We start from the raw sequence: 19,092 nt of genomic DNA, 5'->3' as shown, positions 1-19,092 counted from the left end.
CGTGGTCGCGCTCATCGTCATCCTCTTCCCGCCGATGGTCATCGCCTTCCTGCTCGTCATGGAGCGCGTCGAGGAGCCCCTGCGCCGGCCGACGTCGCCGCGCGAGGTGGCCGAGTTCCTCCAGTCGGCGACCCCGGGCGAGGTCGACACGCTGGCCGCCTCGGGCATCCGCCGGGCCATGGCGCGGTGGCGCCGCCGGCGTCGCTCGCGGGTGCAGCGCAGCACCGAACCGATCGTCTGAGCGAGGACCACCACCTCACCAGTCCGGGGGGCCCTCCCGTACCGATCGGGTGACGGCGGGCACAGCCGCCTAGACTCCCTACGGATGCGGGCGGCTCCGTCCGCAGGGAGACGCGACGCGAACGGTGGGTGGAGAGACACGTGGTGGACGAGGTGCTGGCCCAGTCCGGGCTCTTCCAGGGGCTCTCGGAGGAGGCCGTCGACCCGGTCGCCAGCCGTCTGGAGACGATCACCCTCCCGCGGGGCCGGGTGGTGTTCAACGAGGGTGAGCCCGGCGACAGCCTGTACATCGTCCTGACCGGGAAGATCAAGCTGTCCCGCCGCTCCCCCGACGGCCGCGAGAACGTCCTCGCCGTCATGGGGCCCTCCGACCAGTTCGGCGAGCTGTCGGTGTTCGACCCCGGCCCGCGCACGGCGACCGCCACCGCGGTCACCGACGTCAAGCTGGCGAAGATGCCCCAGTCGGTGCTGCGCCCGTGGATCGAGGCGCACCCGGAGGTCGGCGAGCGGCTGCTGCACGTGCTGGCCCGCCGGCTGCGCCGCACGAACGACTCCGTCGCCGACCTGATCTTCACCGACGTCCCGGGCCGCGTCGCGAAGGCGCTGCTGCAGATGGCCGACCGCTTCGGCAGCCGCGAGACCGACGGCCTGCGGGTCAAGCACGACCTCACGCAGGAGGAGCTGGCCCAGCTCGTGGGCGCTTCCCGCGAGACGGTGAACAAGGCGCTGGCCGACTTCGTGCACCGCGGCTGGATCCAGCTGCAGGGCAAGTCGGTCGTCGTCCTCGACGAGGACCGACTCCGCCGCCGCGCGCGCTGACCGACTCGACGCCAGAGGCCCAGGACCCGTCGGGTCCTGGGCCTCTGGCACCTGGTGGCGGTGTGACCCGGAGGGTCACGAGGGGAGCGGCACCACGAGGCCGATGCGGGTGCCGTCGGGGAGCTCGGCGTAGCGGCCCTCGGGGGTCGTCCGCAGCTCCGGCATGATCGGCGTCAGCGGCTCCGGCGGGCTGCCGGCCAGCGCCGAGGCCACGTCGGGGAAGGCCGCCAGCTGGCCGAGCGTGTGGATGGTCGGCGGCAGCATGGGCCGCGCGCCCGTGCGCATCTCGGCGAGCGCGGCGTCCGGCGTCAGCCAGCTGGCCTCGTCGGCCTCCCCGGAGACGTCGCGGGCCTCCTGCCCGGCGGGCAGGGCCGCGGCGAAGAACCGGGTGTCGTAGCGCCGGGTCTCCTGGGGCGGGGTCACCCAGTGCGCGAAGGGCCGCAGCAGGTCCGCCCGCAGCGCCAGGCCGCGGCGGGCGAGCAGCTCGGCCAGGGACAGCTCCCGGGTGAGCAGCGCCTGCCGCTCGGCCTCCCAGTCGTCGCCGGAGACGTCCGGGACGACGTCGCGGCCGTCGGGCGACCCGGCCAGCAGCACGCCGGCCTCCTCGAACGTCTCCCGGACCGCGGCGCAGACCAGCTCCCGGGCGACCCGCTCGTCGCACCCCAGCGACGCCGCCCACTGCGCCGGTGGCGGTCCGGCCCACGCGACGTCGGTGTCGCCGTCGCGGGGGTCGACCCCGCCGCCGGGGTAGGCGGTCATCCCCCCGGCGAACGGCATCCCGCGGGTACGCCTCAGCAGGTGGACCTCGAGGCCCGCCGCGCCGTCGCGCAGCAGCAGGACCGTGGCCGCCGGGCGGATCTCCGCCGTCATCCCCTCAGCTCGACGGTCAGCTCGACCTCCACCGGCGCGCCCAGCGGCAGCTCGGCGACGCCCACGGCGCTGCGGGCGTGCTGGCCGGCGTCGCCGAAGATCTTGCCCAGCAGCTCGCTGGCGCCGTTGACCACCCGCGGCTGGCCGCTGAAGCCCTCGGCGCTGGCCACGTAGCCGACCACCCGCACCACACGGGCGACCTGGTCGAGGCCGACGAGCTCGTCGACGGCGGCCAGCGCGTTCAGCGCGCACAGCTTGGCGTCGGCGGCGGCGTCCTCGGGGTCGACCGAGCCACCGACCTTGCCGGTGCGCCGCAGCCCGCCGTCGACGAAGGGCAGCTGGCCGCTGGTGAACACCAGCTGCCCGGAGCGCACGGCCGGCACGTAGGAGGCGACCGGCGCAGCGACCGGGGGCAGCCGGATGCCCAGCTGCGCCAGCCGGGCGTGCCAGCTCTGGGTCCGGGGGTCCTGGGCGGAGGTCATCGCGGGCGCCTCAGCCGATCGGGCGCTTGAGGTAGGCGACCGGCTGCTCGGACCCCGCCGGGCCGGGCAGCACCGTCACGAGCTCCCACCCGTCGGTGCCCCACGAGTCGAGGATCGCCTTGGTGTTGTGGATCAGCAGCGGGATGGTGGCGTACTCCCACCTGCGGCGGGCCGGTTCGCTCATGGGCCACGACGCTAGCGCAGGACCACGGCCCCGTCCCGGCCCTCCTGCAGGGCCCCGCCGTGAGCTCGGGGAGGGTGGGGAGCAGGAGGGTCCTCCGACTCCTAGGCTGGGCCGGGTGAGCCCCGACCTGCCCGTGCGCTGCCACTTCGTGACCGGGAAGGGCGGCACCGGCAAGACCACGGTCGCCGCGGCCCTGGCCCTGGCCCTGGCCGCCGAGGGGCACACCGTCCTGCTGGTCGAGTGCGAGGGCCGCCAGGGCATCGCGCAGCTCTTCGACACCCCGCCGCTGCCCTACGAGGAGCGCCGGGTGGCCGTCACCCGCGGCGGCGGGGAGGTGCGGGCCCTCGCGATCGACGTCGAGGAGGCCCTGCTCGAGTACCTCGAGATGTTCTACAACCTCCGCCGCGCCGGCCGGGCGCTGCGCAGGATGGGCGCGGTCGACTTCGCGACCACGATCGCCCCGGGCCTGCGCGACGTCCTGATCACCGGGAAGGTCAAGGAGGCGGTCACCCGCCGCAAGGACGGCCGTCGCGTGTACGACGCCGTCGTCGTCGACGCCCCGCCCACCGGGCGGATCACCCGCTTCCTCAACGTCACCAGCGAGATGGCCGGCCTCGCCCGCTCCGGCCCGATCAAGACCCAGAGCGACGGCGTCATGGCGGTGCTGCGCTCCCCGCAGACGGCGGTCCACCTGGTCACCCTGCTCGAGGACATGCCGGTGCAGGAGACCGCCGACGCCATCGCCGAGCTGACCGCGGTCGGCCTGCCGGTCGGGACGGTGATCGTCAACATGGCCACCGAGCCGGCGCTCCCGGCCGACGACCTCCGCCGCGCCGCCGAGGGCCGGCTCGCCGGCTCCGACCTCGCGCCGGGCCTGACGGCGGCGGGCCTGCCCCAGGACGGCGAGCTGGCCGACGCGCTGGCCGCCGAGGTCGTCGAGCACGCCCAGCGCTGGGCCGCCCAGGACGCGCTGCGCGCCCGCGTGGAGTCCCTGGGCCGCCCGACGGTGGAGCTGCCGCTGCTGCCCGGGCCGATGGACCTCGGCTGCCTGTTCGAGCTGGCCGGCCGGCTCGAGGACGCGCTCGGCGCGGAGGTGGCGGCGTGAGCGCGGCCGCCGCTGACGACGCCGCCGCCCGCCCGGGCCGCGCGGCGGGCTCGCCCCGGCAGGCACCGCCCATGGACCTCGCCGCGCTCATCACCGACCCCGCCACTCGCATCGTGGTGTGCTGCGGCTCCGGCGGGGTGGGCAAGACGACGACGTCGGCCGCGCTCGCGCTGGCCGCCGCGGAGGCCGGCCGCCGGGTCGTCGTCCTGACCATCGACCCCGCGCGCCGGCTGGCCCAGTCGCTGGGCCTCGAGGAGCTCGACAACGAGCCACGGCGGGTCGAGGTCCCGGGGATCCCCGGCGACCTCAACGCGATGATGCTGGACATGAAGCGCACGTTCGACGACATCGTCGTGGCGCACTCGACCCCCGAGCGGGCCGAGCAGATCCTGGCCAACCCCTTCTACCAGACCCTCTCCTCGTCCTTCGCCGGCACGCAGGAGTACATGGCGATGGAGAAGCTGGGCCAGCTGCGGGCGGCCGACACGTGGGACCTCATCGTCGTCGACACGCCCCCGTCGCGGTCGGCGCTGGACTTCCTCGACGCCCCCAACCGGATGAGCCGCTTCCTCGACGGCACGATGATCCGGCTGCTCATGGCGCCCAGCCGGGCCGGGTTCCGGTTCGCCAGCGCCGGCTTCCTCTTCTTCAGCCGGATCATCAGCAAGGTCCTCGGCGGCCAGCTGCTCCGCGACATCTCCGCGTTCGTGTCCGCCCTGGACACCATGTTCGGCGGGTTCCGCGAGCGGGCCACCGCCACCTACGAGCTGCTGCACCGGCCGGGTACGTGGTTCGTCGTCGTCGCAACCCCCGAGCCCGACGCGCTGCGCGAGGCCTCCTACTTCGTCGACCGGCTCTCCGCCGAGGGCATGCCGCTGGCCGGCCTGGTGCTCAACCGGACCCACCCGCCGGCGAGCACCCGGCTGTCGGCCACCCGTGCCGAGGCCGCCGCCGAGGCGGTCGGTGACGGCGACGGCGCCCCCGCCGCCCTCGTCGCCGGGGCGCTCCGGGTGCACGCCGAGCGGATGGCGCTGGCCACGCGCGAGCAGCGACTGGCCGACCGGTTCACCAGCGCCCACCCCGAGGTGGGCATGCGGGCGGTGCCGGCCGCTGCCGGCGACGTCCACGACATCGAGGGGCTGCGGGCGATGGCCGAGGCGCTGACCGGCCCCGACGACGACACGCCGACCGGCGTGCCCCGCACCCGGGTGCTGCCCGCGCGCCGCGGCTGAGGGAGCGCCACGGGGGGTCACGCACCGTACATTGGCGGTGATGTCTGCTGCCTCCCGCGCCAGGGTCCTGGCCAAGCTCGCCGCGATGATCGTCGTGGCCGGCGCGCTCGTCGCCGGCATGTTGCTGCCCGTGGTCGGAGGCGCGGGAGTGGCGGCGCGCAACTCGGCGTCGCTGCTCGACGCACTGCCGGTGGAGCTCACCGACGCCACCCCCGCGGGCAACTCCCGGGTGCTGGCGGCCGACGGCTCGCTGATCACGAACTTCTACACCAACAACCGCACGGTGGTGACCTCCGACCAGATCTCGGAGGTCATGAAGCAGGCGCTGGTCGCCATCGAGGACTCGCGCTTCTACGACCACAACGGCCTCGACGTGCAGGGCACGCTGCGCGCCGCGGTGACCAACCTGTCGGCCGGATCGGTGCAGGAGGGCGGCTCGACGATCACCCAGCAGCTGGTCAAGCAGACCCTGCTGGAGACCGCCGACACCCCGGAGGAGCGGACGGCGGCCACCGAGCAGGACGGCGTCGAGGGCCTGTCCCGCAAGCTGCGCGAGGCCCGGCTGGCCCTCGCCCTGGAGGAGACCTACTCCAAGGACGAGATCCTGACCCGCTACCTCAACATCGTGTACTTCGGGCGCGGCGCCTACGGCATCCAGGCCGCCGCCCAGCGCTACTTCAGCGTCAACGCGATCGACCTGACCCTCCCCCAGGCCGCGATGCTGGCCGGGCTGGTGCAGAGCCCGGCCAACGACGACCCGATCACCAACCCGGAGAACGGCCAGACGCGGCGCAACCAGGTGCTGCAGCGGATGTTCGACCTCGGCCTGGTCAGCGAGGCCGAGCTGACCGAGATCTCCGCCCAGCCGGTGCAGGTGGCCGAGGGCCTCAGCCCGCCCAACGGCTGCATCGACGCCGTCGTCGGCGGCTTCTTCTGCTCCTACATGCAGGGCTACCTGACCGGCGTCCTCGGCATCACCCAGGAGCAGCTGGACAACGGCGGGCTGACCATCCAGACGACGCTGGACCCGCAGCTGCAGACCCTCGGCGACCAGGCCGTCCTCAACACCTTGCCGATGGGCGCCGAGCTGGCCGGCGTGTTCACCGCCGTCAAGCCGGGCACCGGCGATGTGCTGGCGATGAGCGTCAACCGGCGCTTCGGCTGCTCGGACCCCGACTGCGAGTCCGTCGTGCTCCACGCGGCGGCCAGCAAGGGCGCCGGCTCGACCTACAAGACGTTCACCGCCGCGGCAGCACTCGAAGCGGGCATCGGGGCCGGCACCGTGATCACCACGCCGGGCAACCAGTACACGTCCCGCGTCTTCCGCGGCCCCTCCTGCGGGGGCGACCGCGAGCAGTCCGACGGGATGTACTGCGTCCGCAACGTCGGCAACTACCCCGACACGCTCGACATGGTGGGGGCGCTCGTCCGCTCCTCCAACACCTACTTCCTCGCGCTGGAGGACCGCCTCGGCAGCGTGGAGGGCCCGGTGCGCATGGCCGAGCGGATGGGCATGACCTTCGACCAGCCCACGCAGAACTCCGCCGACACGATCATCGACGGCGAGTTCGGGTCGTTCACCCTGGGCGCGGAGGCCACCAGCCCGCTGGACCTGGCCAACGCCTACGCCACCCTGGGGGCCCAGGGCACGATGTGCCGGCCGATGCCGCTGGTGCAGGTCCTCGACCGCAACGGCCAGCCCCTCACCGGCGACGACGGCCAGCCCCTCGTCACGGACGACAACTGCACCCCGGAGTCGATCCCGGCCAACATCGCCAACACGCTGGCCACCATCCTCGTCGGTGACACCGCCCTGCCGGAGGGCACCGGCACTCGGGCGGCGATCCCCGGGCACGTGATCGCCGGCAAGACCGGTACCGCTCAGGGCCGCGACTCGGTGGCCTTCGTCGGGGTCATGCCCGAGTACGCCGGCAGCGTCATGGTCTTCAACCCCAAGACCAAGCAGGACGTCGGCGGCTACGGCGGCAACATGCCTGCGACCATCTGGCGGGACGCCTTCGCGCCCTACCTCGCCGACAAGCCCACGTCGGCCTTCCCGCCGGCCGACCCGGCACTGATGGGTGGCGGCCCGGCTCCCGGCCCGCCCGGTGGCGGCGGCAACGGCGGCGGCAACGACGGCGGCAACGGCGGTGGAGGAGACGGCGGCCGGGGCGGCTGGAACGGCGGCGGGCGGAACGGCGGCTAGACGAGAGCGCGCGGCTCATCCCAGCTGACGGCGGACCTCCGCGGCGACGCGGCCGCCCTCGGCCCGGCCGGCGGCGGCCGCGTTGGCCGCGCCCATGACCCGGCCCATGTCCTTCATGCCGGTGGCGCCGGTGCGGGTGATCGCGTCGGCCACCAGCGCGGCGAGGTCGGCGTCGTCGAGCTGCGCCGGCAGGTAGTCGGCCACGACCTCGCCCTCGGCACGCTCGCGGCCGGCCTGCTCGCCGCGGCCGGCGGCGTCGAACGCCTCGGCCGCCTCGCGGCGCCGCTTGGCCTCCCGCCGCAGCACCCCGAGCACCTCGTCGTCGGACAGCTCGCGGGCCTCCTTGCCGGCGACCTCCTCCGCGCTCACCGCCGCGAGCACCATCCGCAGCGTCGCGGTGCGCAGTTCGTCGCGCGACTTCATGGCGGAGGTCAGGTCGGCGCGCAGGCGATCCTTGAGGTCGGACACGCCTCCAGCCTGGCACGACGCCGCAAGCACGCCCGCGCCGGCGGCAGGGCCGGCCCGTAGGCTCGGGCACCGTGCGCTGGTACACCGCCCTGCCCACGGCCGCCGTCGCCACCGGCACCGCGACCGTGGCCTACGCCTCGCTGTACGAGCGCACCCGCTGGACCCTGCGCCGCTTCGACGTCCCCGTCCTCGCCCCGGGCTCGGCGCCGCTGACCGTGCTGCACCTCTCGGACCTGCACATGACCGCCGGGCAGCGCTCCAAGCAGGACTGGGTGGCCGCGCTCGACGGGCTCGAGCCCGACCTGGTGGTCGACACCGGCGACAACCTCGCCGGCACCGACGCCGTCCCCGCCGTGCTGCGCTCGCTGGACCCGCTGCTGGACCGCCCGGGCGTCTTCGTCACCTCGTCCAACGACTACTACGCCCCGCGACCGAAGAACCCGGTGAGCTACCTCACGCGCAGCGAGAAGCGGGTGCACGGCGACGAGCTGCCCTGGCGCGACATGCGCGACGCGTTCACCGGCCGCGGCTGGCTGGACCTCACCAACGCCCGCGGCGAGCTCACCGTCGCCGGCCGGCGGCTGTCCTTCGCCGGCCTCGACGACCCCCACCTGGAGCGGGACCGCTACGACGAGGTCGCCGGGCGCGCGGACCCCACCGCCGACCTGCGGATCGGCGTCGTGCACTCCCCCGAGCCCCGGGTGCTCGACCGGTTCGTCGCCGACGGCTACGACCTGCTGCTGTGCGGCCACACGCACGGCGGCCAGTTGCGGGTGCCCTTCTACGGCGCGCTGGTGACCAACTGCGGCATCGACCGCGAGCGCGCCCGCTGGCTGCACCGGTGGGCCGGACCGTCGCCGGAGCGGCCCGCCGGCACCTGGCTGCACGTCTCCGCGGGCCTGGGCACCAGCCCGTTCGCGCCGGCCCGCTTCGCCTGCCCGCCGGAGGCGACGCTGCTCACGCTGACCGCGCGACCCGCATGACCCGGCGCCGGGCCGGCTCCGCAGCTCGGTTACAGTGGTCGAGGCACACCCGGGGTGTGGCGCAGCTTGGTAGCGCGCGTCGTTCGGGACGACGAGGCCGCAGGTTCAAATCCTGTCACCCCGACCCACCGCTCAGGGGCCGCCGGAAGGCGGCCCCTGAGCGCGTTCCGGGCCCGTTCCGGTTGGACTCCCCCCGTGGCGGGCACCGAGGAGCCCGATGACCGAGTGGTTGCTCCTCCTCGCCGCCGTGGTGCTCACGGCCTGCACCGGCTTCTTCGTCGCGGCCGAGTTCTCCCTGACGACGGTCGACCGCGGCCGCGTCGAGGACGCCGCCCGCGCCGGCGACGCGGGTGCGGGCAGCGTCGTGGCCGCGCTGCGGTCGCTGTCGACCCAGCTGTCCGCGGCCCAGCTGGGCATCACGCTGACCACGCTGGTCGTCGGCTACCTGGCCGAGCCCGCCATCGGCCAGCTGCTGCACGGCCCGCTGGAGACCCTGGGCCTGTCCGCGGGGGCGGCCACGGGCGTCTCCTACGGCCTCGCGCTGGCCCTGGCGACGACGCTCCAGATGCTGCTGGGCGAGCTCGGGCCCAAGAACCTCGCCATCGCCAACCCGCTCGGGGTGGCCCGCTGGGTGGCGCCGGGGATGCGCGCGTTCACCGCCGTGTTCGGCGTCGTCGTCCGGTCGCTGCAGCGGCTGGCCAACGCCATCGTGCGGCGGCTGGGCTTCGAGCCGAAGGAGGAGCTGGACTCCGCGCGCGGCGCCGAGGAGCTGGCCTCCGTCGCCCGCCGCTCGGCCGCCGAGGGCGACCTCTCCCCCGTCGCGGCCCGGCTGCTCGAGCGGTCGCTGGGCCTGCGCGCCAAGTACGCCACCGACGTCATGACCCCGCGGACCCGGCTGTGGACGCTGCGGGCCAGCGCGACCGCCGCCGACGTCATCACCGCGGCCACCGAGTCGGGCAACTCGCGCTTCCCCGTCTACGGCTCCGACCTCGACGAGGTCACCGGCGTCGTGCACGTCAAGCGGGCGGTCGCCGTGCCGGAGGCCGAGCGCACCCGGCGCACCGCCGCGGAGCTGGCCGACCCGGTGCTGGCGGTACCGTCGTCGTTGCGGCTGGAGCGGCTGCTGGACCTGCTGCGCGAGCAGGGCCTGCAGATCGCCCTGGTCGTCGACGAGTGGGGCGCCACCCACGGGGTGGTGACGCTGGAGGACATCGTCGAGGAGCTGGTCGGCGAGATCACCGACGAGACCGACCGCCCGCTGCGGACGCTGCGCCGCCTGGGGGAGAACCAGTGGGTGGTGTCGGGGCTGCTGCGGCCCGACGAGGTGCTCGAGCGCACCGGGGTCGCGGTGCCCGAGGGCCGGTACGAGACGCTGTCGGGGTTCCTCGCCGAGCGGCTGCAGCGGCTCCCCGAGGTGGGCGACACCGTCGAGCTGGAGGGTGCCCGGCTGACCGTGGAGTCCCTCGACGGCCGGCGGGTCGCGCGGGTGCGGGCCGAGCGGACGGTCGTCCTGCCGGCCGGGGCGACCGCGTCGGCCCGGCAGCGCGCCGAGCGGGCGGTGGCGGCATGAGCGACGCCGTCAGCCTGCTGGTCCTGGTCGCCCTGCTGCTGGGCAACGCGTTCTTCGTCGCCGCGGAGTTCGCGCTGGTGTCGGCCCGGGTCGACCAGATCGAGCCGCGCGCCGAGGCGGGCTCCCCGCGGGCGGCGAAGACGCTGGCCGCGATGCGCAACGTCTCGCAGAACATGGCCGGCGCGCAGCTGGGCATCACGCTGTGCTCGCTGGGCCTGGGCGCCGTCGGCGAGCCCGCCGTCGCCCACCTCATCGAGGCACCGCTGCACGCCCTCCACGTCCCCGACGCGCTGCTGCACCCGATCGCGCTGGTCATCGCGCTGTCGCTGGTGACGGTGCTGCACATGGTGCTCGGGGAGATGGTGCCCAAGAACATCACCATCGCCGGGCCCGACCGCGCGGCGATCGTGCTGGGCCCCGCGCTGGCCGCCTTCACCCGACTGCTCAAGCCGGTCATCTGGTTCTTCAACACCACGGCCAACGTGTTCGTGCGGCTGTTCGGCGCCACCCCGACCGACGAGGTGGCGGCCAGCTTCGACGAGGCCGAGATCCGGTCGATGATCACCCAGTCGCGGCGGGAGGGGCTGCTGGGCACCGAGGTCAGCGAGCTGGCCGCCGGGGCGCTGCAGTTCGAGCAGCACACGGTCGAGGACGTGCTGCTGCCGATGGACACCGTGGTCACCGTGCCGCGCTCGGTCACGCCGCGGCAGCTGGAGGCCGTCGTCGCCGAGCACGGGTTCAGCCGCTACCCGGTCACCGGCGGGGACGGCGCCCTGCTGGGCTTCGTGCACGTCAAGGACGCCCTGCGCATCGCCGGCGGCGACCGCGACCGGCCGGTGCCCGACGAGCTCCTGACGCCGCTGGTGCCCATCGCGCCGGGCACGAAGCTGCCCGAGGTGCTCTCGGAGATGCGCGCGCAGGGCGCCCACCTGGGCGGCGTGGTGGCCGCCGACGGCGGGGAGCGGCGCACCGTCGGCCTCGTGGCGCTCGAGGACGTGCTCGAGCTGCTCATCGGCGACGTCCGCGACGCCGCCGCCGAGCACACCCGCGCGATGGCCGACCGGGCCACCCGCGGCGGCCGGAACCGCAGCGAGTACCCGGCCGGTGCCGGCGCCGGAGGCCGCTGACCGCAGGTCCCGCTGCCCCTCCCGGGGCGCGGGCACAGGTCCCACGTCGCATCATCGGGGTGACCGACGCCACACCGACGAGGGGCACGGGCATGAGCACCGACGCAGGCACCGATACCGGGGGTCCCGCCCCCGTCGACGGCTACGACGCCGCCGCCATCCGCGAGGCGCTGTACACCGAGGGCATCACCGCGCTCAAGGGCGCCTTCCCGCGCTCCTGGGTCGAGCAGCTGCGCGAGGACGTCGACGCCGCGTTCGAGGAGGCCCGCGGCCGCGAGGGCGGCGCCGTCGGACGGGGTCCCAACCGCTGGTACGTGGAGATCCACCCGCAGGCGCTGCGCGGCTTCGTCGACCTGGTCGACCACCCCTGGGTCCGGACCGCGTGCGAGACCGTCCTCGGGCCGGACTACACGATCGTCGAGGTGGGCTTCGACGTCCCGTTCCCCGGTGCGATGGACCAGCCGTGGCACCGGGACTTCCCCAGCCCGCGGGAGACGCGGGAGGAGCGGCGGCTGACCTCCCTGGCCTTCAACGTGACCACGGTCGACACGGTCGACGAGATGGGGCCCTTCGAGGTCGCCCCGGGGACGCAGTGGGAGACCGGCGAGGACTTCGACCACGGGATGTTCCCGCCGGAGAGCGAGTACCCGCGCTACGAGGCACTGGCCGTCCGGAAGTACCCGCAGATGGGCGACATCTCGGTCCGCTCCGCCCTGACGCTGCACCGCGGGACGCGGAACCGCTCCCAGCTCTCCCGCCCGGTGCTGGTCCTGGGCGTCGACGCGCCCGGAGCCGGCAACGACGAGCACCACGACCTCGCGGTGACCCACCACTACTGGGCGGAGCTGCCCCAGCGGGTGCGGGACCACCTGCGCTGCCCCGTCGTCGACGAGCTCCGCCCGATCGTCCAGAAGCACACGATCGAGGGCCTGGTGATGGGCTGAGCCCGACACCCCGACGGCGCGCTCGGGGGTGCGGGCACGATGGACCGGTGACTGCCGAGCCGACCGCGTCCACCCTCCCGCCCGACGTCACCACCCGGTGGCAGGCCCGCTTCCGCGCCCCGCGGGTCAGCCTGCCCGACTGGGCGCTGCACGCCCCGCAGCGCAGCCTGTACGCCTCCGACGTCAGCGGCGTGGTCGAGCAGTACGCCTGGGACCGCACCACCGACGCCCACCGGCAGGTCACCGACCGGGCCAACGGCACGCTGATCGGCACGCTCTCCCCCGACGGGGAGCAGATCTGGTGGTTCGCCGACACCGACGGCGACGAGTTCGGCGTCTGGATGGTGCAGCCCTTCGCCGGGGGCGAGGACCGGGTCGCCGTCCCCGAGGTCGGGCCGGCCTACCCCGCGGGGCTGGAGATCGGCTCCTCGCTGGTCGCGGTCGGCCGGTCCACCGACGACGGCAGCGAGCTGTGGCTGGCCCCCGCCGGCGGGACGCCGCGGGTGGTCTACCGGCACGAGGACCCCGCGTCGGTGGACGCGCTCACCCTCGACGACGAGCTGCTGGTGATCTCGCACTCCGAGCACGGCGACCCGCGCTACCCGGCGCTGCGCGTGCTGCGCACCGACGACGACTCGGTCGTCGCCGAGAAGTGGGACGGCGAGGGCCGCGGCCTGCACGCCCTGGAGTTCGCCCCCCTGCCCGGCGACCGGCGGCTGCTGGTCGGCCACGAGCGCCGCGGCCGCGAGGAGCTGCTGGTCTGGGACGTCGCCGCCGACACCGAGACCGAGATCGTGCTCGACCTGCCCGGCGACGTGACCGCCGGCTGGTACCCCGACGGGTCGGCGCTGCTGGTGGGCCACGACCACGCCGCCCGCAGCGAGCTGTACCGCTACGACCTCGGCAGCGGGACGCTGGAGCGGCTGGACACCCCGCGCGGCGTCGTCCGCGGCGCCACCGCCCGGCCCGACGGCACCGTCGAACTGGCCTGGTCGAACTCCGAGCGCCCGCCGGTGATCCGCCGCGCCGACGGGCCGGTGGTGCTGGCCGCGCCCGGGGAGGAGCCGCCGGCCGCCTACCCGGTCGAGGACCGCTGGGTGCCCGGCCCGGGCGGTGACGTCCACGCGCTGGTGGTGCGTCCGGCCGGCGAGCCCCCGTACGCCACGGCGTTCCTCGTCCACGGCGGCCCGGAGTCGGCCGACGACGACAGCTACCGCGCCCGGCGCGCGGCCTACGTGGACGCCGGGTACGCGGTCGTGCACGTCAACTACCGCGGCTCCACCGGCTACGGCAGCGCCTGGCGCGACGCCCTGACCGGCCGGCCCGGGCCCACCGAGCTCGAGGACGTCGCCGCCGTCTACGACGCGCTGGTCGCCGAGGGCTTCCTCGACCCGGAACGGGCGCTGATCACCGGCGGGTCGTGGGGCGGGTTCCTCACCCTGCTGGGCCTGGGCACCCAGCCCGAGCGCTGGGCGGCCGGGATCGCCGAGGTGCCGGTGGCCGACTACCTGGCCGCCTACGAGGACGAGATGGAGGGGCTGCGGGCCTACGACCGCGCGCTGTTCGGCGGCTCTCCGGAGGAGGTGCGCGACCGGTACGTGCGCTCCTCGCCGATCACCCACGTCGAGTCGGTGCGGGCGCCGGTGCTGGTGGTGGCCGGGGCCAACGACCCGCGGTGCCCGATCCGGCAGATCGAGAACTACCTGGCCCGGTTGGACGAGCTCGGCAAGCCGCACGAGGTGTACCGCTTCGACGCCGGGCACGGCTCGCTGGTCATCGAGGAGACGATCCGCCAGGTCGAGACGGCGCTGTCGTTCGCGCTGGAGCACGTGCGACCGTGACCCGGGCGGGCAGGAGCGCGACGACGGCGAGGGTGGCCAGCAGGTAGAGGTCCTCGACCACGATCCCCGTGACGCCGCGGTCGTGGTGGTGGCCGGCGCGGGCGTTGGCGAACCAGATCGCCGACGACGCGAGCACCGCGGCGGTGACGGCGGCCAGCGACCCGGCCAGCGCCCGTGAGCGGTCCCGCCACCACCGCGGCGTGCCGGCCGCGGGCGGCGTGCCGAGGGCGAGGTCGACCAGCACGACCAGGGCCGGCACCAGCCAGACGAAGTGGTGCGACCAGGAGACGGGGCTGACCAGGCAGGCGGCCAGCCCGGTGAGCGCCACACCGGCCAGGTCGTCACCGGCCCGGGTCACCCGGACCGCGCGGGTCAGGACGAGGACGAGCGCGGCGGCGGCCAGCACGGCCCACACCGCCCGCGGCGGCTCCGCGGGGTCGGTCAGCCGGGCCAGCGCGCCGAGCAGCGACTGGTTGGAGGTCTTGTCCAGCGCGCCGACCCGCTCGGTCTGCCACAGCGTCTCGGTCCAGAACCGCCACGACGTCGCCGGGGCCACCGCGAGGGCCAGCAGCGTGGCGGCGGCCGCCGTCGCCACCGCGACCCCGGCGGGCCGCCACCGGCGGGTGAGCAGCAGCCAGACGACGAACAGGCCCGGGGTCAGCTTCACCGCCGCGGCCAGCCCGATGCCCACGCCGGCCCAGCGCGAGCCGCGGCGCAGCGCCGCGACGTCGGCCAGCACCAGCGCCATCAGCATCAGGTTCACCTGGCCGAAGCCGATGGTCTCCCGCACCGGCTCGACCACGAACAGCAGCGGCAGCGCGAACAGCCAGGCCCACGGCAGTGGCCAGCCGTGCCGGCGGGCCAGCGGCGTCACCAGCCACCAGGCCAGCCCGACGAGGACGGCGGTGTTGAGCAGCACGTGCACGGTCGCCACCACCGGATAGGGCAGCAGCCCCATCGGGAGCACCAGCAGCGCGGCGAACGGCGGGTAGGTGAAGCCGTAGGGGCTGGGGCCGTAGGTGTAGTCGTAGAGGGGCTGCCCGTCGAGCCACGAGGCGACCGCGCCGCGGTATACCCGCAGGTCGAAGAAGTCGTGCCACGGGTCGTTGGGGACGACCACCGACACGACCGCGGCGACCGCGACCAGGGCGAGGAACACCCCGACCCGGACGGCCACCCGAGTCGCCCCGTCTAGCGGCCGCGGCGGGCGAGCAGCAGCTCGGCGATCTGCACGGTGTTGAGGGCCGCACCCTTGCGCAGGTTGTCGTTGCTGACGAACAGCACCAGGCCGCGGTCGTCGTCGACGCTCCGGTCCTGCCGGATGCGCCCGACGAAGCTCGGGTCCTGGCCGGCCGCCTGCAGCGGGGTCGGGACGTCGCTCAGCTCCACGCCCGGGGCGTCGGTGAGCAGCTCGGCGGCCCGTGCCGCGGTCAGCGGCCGGGCGAACTCGACGTTGAGCGACAGCGAGTGCCCGGTGAAGACCGGCACGCGCACGCAGGTCCCGGACACCCGCAGGTCGGGGATGCCGAGGATCTTGCGGCTCTCGTTGCGGAGCTTCTGCTCCTCGTCGGTCTCGAGCGAGCCGTCGTCGACGACGCTGCCGGCCATGGGGAGCACGTTGTAGGCGATGGGCCGGACGTACTTCCGCGGCTCCGGGAAGGCCACCGCCGACCCGTCGTGGGTCAGCTCGGCGGCCTTGTCGACCACGGCCCTGACCTGCCCGTCGAGCTCCTCGACGCCGGCCAGCCCGCTGCCGGAGACCGCCTGGTAGGTGCTGGCCACGAGCCGGACGAGCTGGGCCTCGTCGTGCAGCGGCTTGAGCACCGGCATCGCGGCCATGGTGGTGCAGTTGGGGTTGGCGACGATGCCGCGCGGGATCTCGTCGAGCGCCTGCGGGTTGACCTCGGCGACGACCAGCGGCACGTCGGGGTCGCGGCGGAAGGCCGAGCTGTTGTCGACGACGGTGACCCCGGCCTCGGCGAACCGCGGCGCCTGGACGCGGGAGGTGCTCGCGCCGGCGGAGAAGAGCGCGACGTCGAGGCCCGTGGGGTCGGCGGTCGCGGCGTCCTCGACGGTGATCTCGCCGTCGCCCCACGGCAGGGCGCTGCCGGCGCTGCGGGCGGAGGCGAAGAAGCGCAGCTCGCTCACCGGGAAGCGGCGCTCGGCGAGCACCTGGCGCATGACGGCGCCCACCTGGCCGGTGGCGCCGACGATCCCGACCCGCAGGCCGTCACTGGAGAAGGTGGTCATCGTCCGGTCCCTCCGTAGACCACGGCCTGCTCCTCCTCGGTCCCGAGGTCGAAGGCGTCGTGCACCGCGCGGACGGCGAGGTCGACGTCGGTGTCGCGGCAGACCACGGAGATGCGGATCTCCGAGGTGCTGATGAGCTCGAGGTTGACGCCGGCGTCGGCGAGCGCCCCGAAGAAGCGGGCCGAGACACCGGGGTGGCTGCGCATGCCGGCACCGACCAGGCTGACCTTGCCGATGTGCTGGTCGAAGCGGACGTCGCTGAAGCCGACGGTGTTCTTGACCGCCTCCAGCGCGGCGAGCGCCGTGGGGCCGTCGCTCTTCGGCAGCGTGAAGGAGATGTCGGCGATCTTGCTGCCCTCAGCCGACACGTTCTGCACGATCATGTCGATGTTGATCTCCGCGTCGGCGAGAACGCGGAAGATCTGCGCGGCCTCGCCCGGCCGGTCCGGGACGCCGTAGACGGTGATCTTGCCCTCGCTGCGGTCGTGCGCGACGCCGGTGATGATCGCCTGTTCCACGCTGAGGTCCTCCATCGAGCCGGTCACCACGGTGCCGGGGAGCTGTGAGTAGGAGCTGCGGACGTGCACCGGGATGCCGTAGCGGCGGGCGTACTCGACGCAGCGGAGCATGAGCACCTTCGCGCCGGAGGCGGCCAGCTCGAGCATCTCCTCGTAGGTGATCGTCTCCAGCCGGCGGGCGTTGGGGACGATCCGCGGGTCGGCGGTGAACACGCCGTCGACGTCGGTGTAGATCTCGCACACGTCGGCCCGCAGCGCCGCGGCGACGGCGACGGCGGTGGTGTCCGAGCCGCCGCGGCCGAGCGTGGTGACGTCCTTGGTGTCCTGGCTGACGCCCTGGAAGCCGGCGACGATGACGATCGAGCCCTCGTCGAGCGCCGAGCGCAGCCGACCGGGGGTGACGTCGATGATCCGCGCCTTGCCGTGGCTGCTGGTGGTGATCACCCCGGCCTGGGAGCCGGTGAAGGACCGGGCCTCGTAGCCGTGGGTGTTGATCGCGATGGCGAGCAGGGCCATGGAGATGCGCTCACCGGCGGTGAGCAGCATGTCGAGCTCGCGGCCGGGCGGCTCGTCGGTGATCTGCGCGGCCTGGTCGAGCAGCTCGTCGGTCGTGTCGCCCATCGCCGAGACGACCACGACGACGTCGTTGCCGGCCTTCTTCTCCGCGACGATGCGTTCGGCCACGCGCTTGATGTGGGCGGCGGAGGCCACGGAGGAGCCACCGTACTTCTGCACGACGAGGGCCACGGGTCCACAGGCTACCGATGCCGGGGTCCGGGGCCGGGATCGAGGCAGGCCCGCGCCTTGCGTGCCCTCCCCCGGCGCGATGTGATCACCGGGTGACCGATCCCGCGGAGTGGCTGCTCGGCCCCGAGGAGCGGGGCAACGCGGCCACCGACCTGCCGGCCTGGACCGAGGGCAACCTCGCCGTGCCGCTGGTGCACGGAACCACCTACTTCGACGCGCTGGTGTCGGCCGTCGAGGTCCTCGACGAGAACGACCACCTGTTTTTCACAGACTGGCGCGGCGACCCCGACGAGGAGCTGCGGCCGGGCGGGCCGACGGTCGCGGAGCTGTTCACCGAGGCGGTGCGCCGCGGGGTGACGGTGCGCGGGCTGGTGTGGCGCTCGCACGTGGACTGGCTGTCGTTCAGCGGCCGCGAGAACCGGGCGCTGGACCGCGAGGTGGAGGACGGCGGCGGCCTGGTCGTGCTCGACCAGCGGGTGCGCCGGATGGGCAGCCACCACCAGAAGCTCGTCGTCTGCCGGCACGACCAGGACCCGACGCAGGACGTCGCCTTCGTCGGCGGCATCGACCTGTGCCACAGCCGCCGGGACGACGCCGAGCACCGCGGCGACCCGCAGTCGATCCCCATGGCCGCGGCCTACGGGCGGACACCGCCGTGGCACGACGTGCAGCTCATGGTCCGCGGTCCCGCCGTCGCGGCGCTGGACACGGTGTTCCGCGAGCGGTGGGACGACCCGACCGACCCCGACGAGGGGAACCCGATCGCACACGTGGTCGACCGGCTGCGGCGGAGCCGGATGTACGCCGACCGGCTGCCTCCCCGGCTGCCGCCCCCGCCGCCCTGCGGCCCGCACCTGGTGCAGAACCTGCGGACCTATCCCGCCATCCGCCCGCGGTACGACTTCGCCCCCGACGGCGAGCGCTCGATCGCCCGGGGCTACTCCAAGGCGATCAAGCGGGCGCGGCGGCTGATCTACCTCGAGGACCAGTACATGTGGTCGGGCGAGGTCGCCCAGCTGTTCGCCGACGCGCTGACCGAGCACCCCGACCTGCACCTGGTCGTCGTCGTGCCCCGCGTCCCCGACCAGGACGGCGCGCTGGGGTCGCGGCCGCAGTACGTGGGGCGGTGGCAGGCCCTGGAGATGTGCCGGCGGGCCGGGCGGGACCGGGTGCACGTGTTCGACGTCGAGAACCACGAGGGCACGCCCGTGTACGTGCACGCCAAGGTGTGCGTGGTCGACGACGTGTGGGCCAGCGTCGGCAGCGACAACTTCAACCGGCGGTCCTGGACGCACGACAGCGAGCTCTCCAGCGCGGTCCTCGACACCACGCTCGACCCGCGGGAGCCGCGCGACCCCGCCGGCACCGGCGACGGCGCGCGCACCTTCGCCCGCGACCTGCGCCTGGTGGGGGGGGGCGCGGGCACCCCCCCGGCCCACGTCGTCCCCCCGCCCCCCAAAAACCCACAACCCACCACCAACTACGCAACCAACTAAGCCCCGCCCC

The 19,092-nt window shown here is 74.4% G+C and carries 18 protein-coding genes and 1 tRNA gene; 12 read left to right on the top strand and 7 right to left on the bottom strand.

The features are described from left to right. Position 1: 1 nt before the first annotated feature. Together ACI79V_RS13870 and ACI79V_RS13865 are read left to right on the top strand one after the other, a co-directional pair. Positions 2-241, top strand: coding sequence for a hypothetical protein (locus ACI79V_RS13870; protein WP_456875376.1), 240 nt, complete (start codon positions 2-4; stop codon positions 239-241). 140 nt (positions 242-381) lie between these two features. Continuing rightward, the gene (locus tag ACI79V_RS13865) at positions 382-1,059 is read left to right on the top strand and encodes a Crp/Fnr family transcriptional regulator (RefSeq protein ID WP_456875375.1); all 678 of its coding nucleotides are present in this window, start codon (positions 382-384) and stop codon (positions 1,057-1,059) included. Between the two features lie 75 nt (positions 1,060-1,134). Here the strand turns inward: ACI79V_RS13865 and ACI79V_RS13860 are convergent, their stop codons facing one another. The 3 genes from ACI79V_RS13860 to ACI79V_RS13850 are packed head-to-tail and all read right to left on the bottom strand — an operon-like array spanning position 1,135 to position 2,595. Further along, positions 1,135-1,929: an NUDIX hydrolase gene (locus ACI79V_RS13860; protein ID WP_456890171.1), complete on the bottom strand. Its 795-nt coding sequence runs from the start codon at positions 1,927-1,929 to the stop codon at positions 1,135-1,137. Then, positions 1,926-2,411: a RidA family protein gene (locus ACI79V_RS13855; protein ID WP_456890168.1), complete on the bottom strand. Its 486-nt coding sequence runs from the start codon at positions 2,409-2,411 to the stop codon at positions 1,926-1,928. The genes ACI79V_RS13860 and ACI79V_RS13855 overlap by 4 nt, the downstream gene beginning before the upstream one ends. 10 nt (positions 2,412-2,421) lie before the next feature. Then, positions 2,422-2,595, bottom strand: coding sequence for a hypothetical protein (locus ACI79V_RS13850; RefSeq protein ID WP_089406007.1), 174 nt, complete (start codon positions 2,593-2,595; stop codon positions 2,422-2,424). 115 nt (positions 2,596-2,710) lie between these two features. On the opposite strand from ACI79V_RS13850, the gene ACI79V_RS13845 reads away from it, so the two are divergent. Genes ACI79V_RS13845 through ACI79V_RS13835 form a run of 3 tightly spaced genes read left to right on the top strand, consistent with a single transcriptional unit; the run spans position 2,711 to position 7,138 of the window. Next, the gene (locus ACI79V_RS13845; RefSeq protein ID WP_456890165.1) at positions 2,711-3,700 is read left to right on the top strand and encodes an ArsA-related P-loop ATPase; all 990 of its coding nucleotides are present in this window, start codon (positions 2,711-2,713) and stop codon (positions 3,698-3,700) included. After that, positions 3,697-4,932 carry an ArsA family ATPase gene (locus ACI79V_RS13840; RefSeq protein WP_456890162.1) on the top strand — a complete coding sequence of 412 codons (1,236 nt, stop codon included), beginning with the start codon at positions 3,697-3,699 and terminating at the stop codon, positions 4,930-4,932. Before ACI79V_RS13845 ends, ACI79V_RS13840 begins: the two co-directional genes overlap by 4 nt. A gap of 40 nt (positions 4,933-4,972) precedes the next feature. Further along, positions 4,973-7,138, top strand: a complete 2,166-nt coding sequence (locus ACI79V_RS13835) for a transglycosylase domain-containing protein (RefSeq protein ID WP_456890161.1) — start codon at positions 4,973-4,975, stop codon at positions 7,136-7,138. Between the two features lie 15 nt (positions 7,139-7,153). Here ACI79V_RS13835 and ACI79V_RS13830 read toward each other — a convergent pair whose 3' ends face one another. Continuing rightward, complete coding sequence (locus ACI79V_RS13830) at positions 7,154-7,606, bottom strand: GatB/YqeY domain-containing protein (protein WP_456875368.1); 453 nt, start codon at positions 7,604-7,606, stop codon at positions 7,154-7,156. Between the two features lie 71 nt (positions 7,607-7,677). Between ACI79V_RS13830 and ACI79V_RS13825 the strand changes: the two genes are divergently transcribed. From ACI79V_RS13825 to ACI79V_RS13800, 6 genes are all read left to right on the top strand, one after another. Further along, positions 7,678-8,589, top strand: coding sequence for a metallophosphoesterase (locus ACI79V_RS13825; protein ID WP_456890159.1), 912 nt, complete (start codon positions 7,678-7,680; stop codon positions 8,587-8,589). A 50-nt stretch (positions 8,590-8,639) separates the two neighbouring features. After that, positions 8,640-8,713: transfer RNA gene (locus tag ACI79V_RS13820), tRNA-Pro, on the top strand. Positions 8,714-8,806: 93 nt separating this feature from the next. After that, positions 8,807-10,159, top strand: a complete 1,353-nt coding sequence (locus ACI79V_RS13815; RefSeq protein WP_456890157.1) for a hemolysin family protein — start codon at positions 8,807-8,809, stop codon at positions 10,157-10,159. Next, the gene (locus ACI79V_RS13810; RefSeq protein WP_456890155.1) at positions 10,156-11,286 is read left to right on the top strand and encodes a hemolysin family protein; all 1,131 of its coding nucleotides are present in this window, start codon (positions 10,156-10,158) and stop codon (positions 11,284-11,286) included. The genes ACI79V_RS13815 and ACI79V_RS13810 overlap by 4 nt, the downstream gene beginning before the upstream one ends. A gap of 92 nt (positions 11,287-11,378) precedes the next feature. Continuing rightward, entirely contained in the window at positions 11,379-12,230 is an 852-nt protein-coding gene (locus ACI79V_RS13805) for a phytanoyl-CoA dioxygenase family protein (protein WP_456890154.1), read from the top strand. 47 nt (positions 12,231-12,277) lie between these two features. Next, the gene (locus ACI79V_RS13800) at positions 12,278-14,071 is read left to right on the top strand and encodes a prolyl oligopeptidase family serine peptidase (RefSeq protein WP_456890153.1); all 1,794 of its coding nucleotides are present in this window, start codon (positions 12,278-12,280) and stop codon (positions 14,069-14,071) included. On the opposite strand, the gene ACI79V_RS13795 is transcribed toward ACI79V_RS13800, so the two are convergent. The 3 genes from ACI79V_RS13795 to ACI79V_RS13785 are packed head-to-tail and all read right to left on the bottom strand — an operon-like array spanning position 14,004 to position 17,586. Next, on the bottom strand, positions 14,004-15,248 hold the full coding sequence (locus ACI79V_RS13795; RefSeq protein ID WP_456890152.1) for a glycosyltransferase 87 family protein: 1,245 nt from the start codon (positions 15,246-15,248) through the stop codon (positions 14,004-14,006). The two genes, ACI79V_RS13800 and ACI79V_RS13795, sit on opposite strands and share 68 nt — an antisense overlap. Before the next feature lie 14 nt (positions 15,249-15,262). Continuing rightward, positions 15,263-16,321, bottom strand: coding sequence for an aspartate-semialdehyde dehydrogenase (locus tag ACI79V_RS13790; RefSeq protein WP_456890150.1), 1,059 nt, complete (start codon positions 16,319-16,321; stop codon positions 15,263-15,265). Then, positions 16,318-17,586 carry an aspartate kinase gene (locus ACI79V_RS13785; RefSeq protein WP_456890148.1) on the bottom strand — a complete coding sequence of 423 codons (1,269 nt, stop codon included), beginning with the start codon at positions 17,584-17,586 and terminating at the stop codon, positions 16,318-16,320. Before ACI79V_RS13785 ends, ACI79V_RS13790 begins: the two co-directional genes overlap by 4 nt. A 92-nt stretch (positions 17,587-17,678) precedes the next feature. Here ACI79V_RS13785 and ACI79V_RS13780 point away from each other — a divergent pair, with 92 nt between their 5' ends. Beyond that, the gene (locus tag ACI79V_RS13780) at positions 17,679-19,082 is read left to right on the top strand and encodes a phospholipase D family protein (protein ID WP_456890146.1); all 1,404 of its coding nucleotides are present in this window, start codon (positions 17,679-17,681) and stop codon (positions 19,080-19,082) included. The last annotated feature ends 10 nt before the right edge of the window (positions 19,083-19,092 follow it).

This window comes from Geodermatophilus sp. SYSU D00700 (assembly GCF_054050255.1).
The sequence above is the reverse complement of the archived record's forward strand: the minus strand, read 5'-3'. Positions and strand labels throughout refer to the sequence as shown.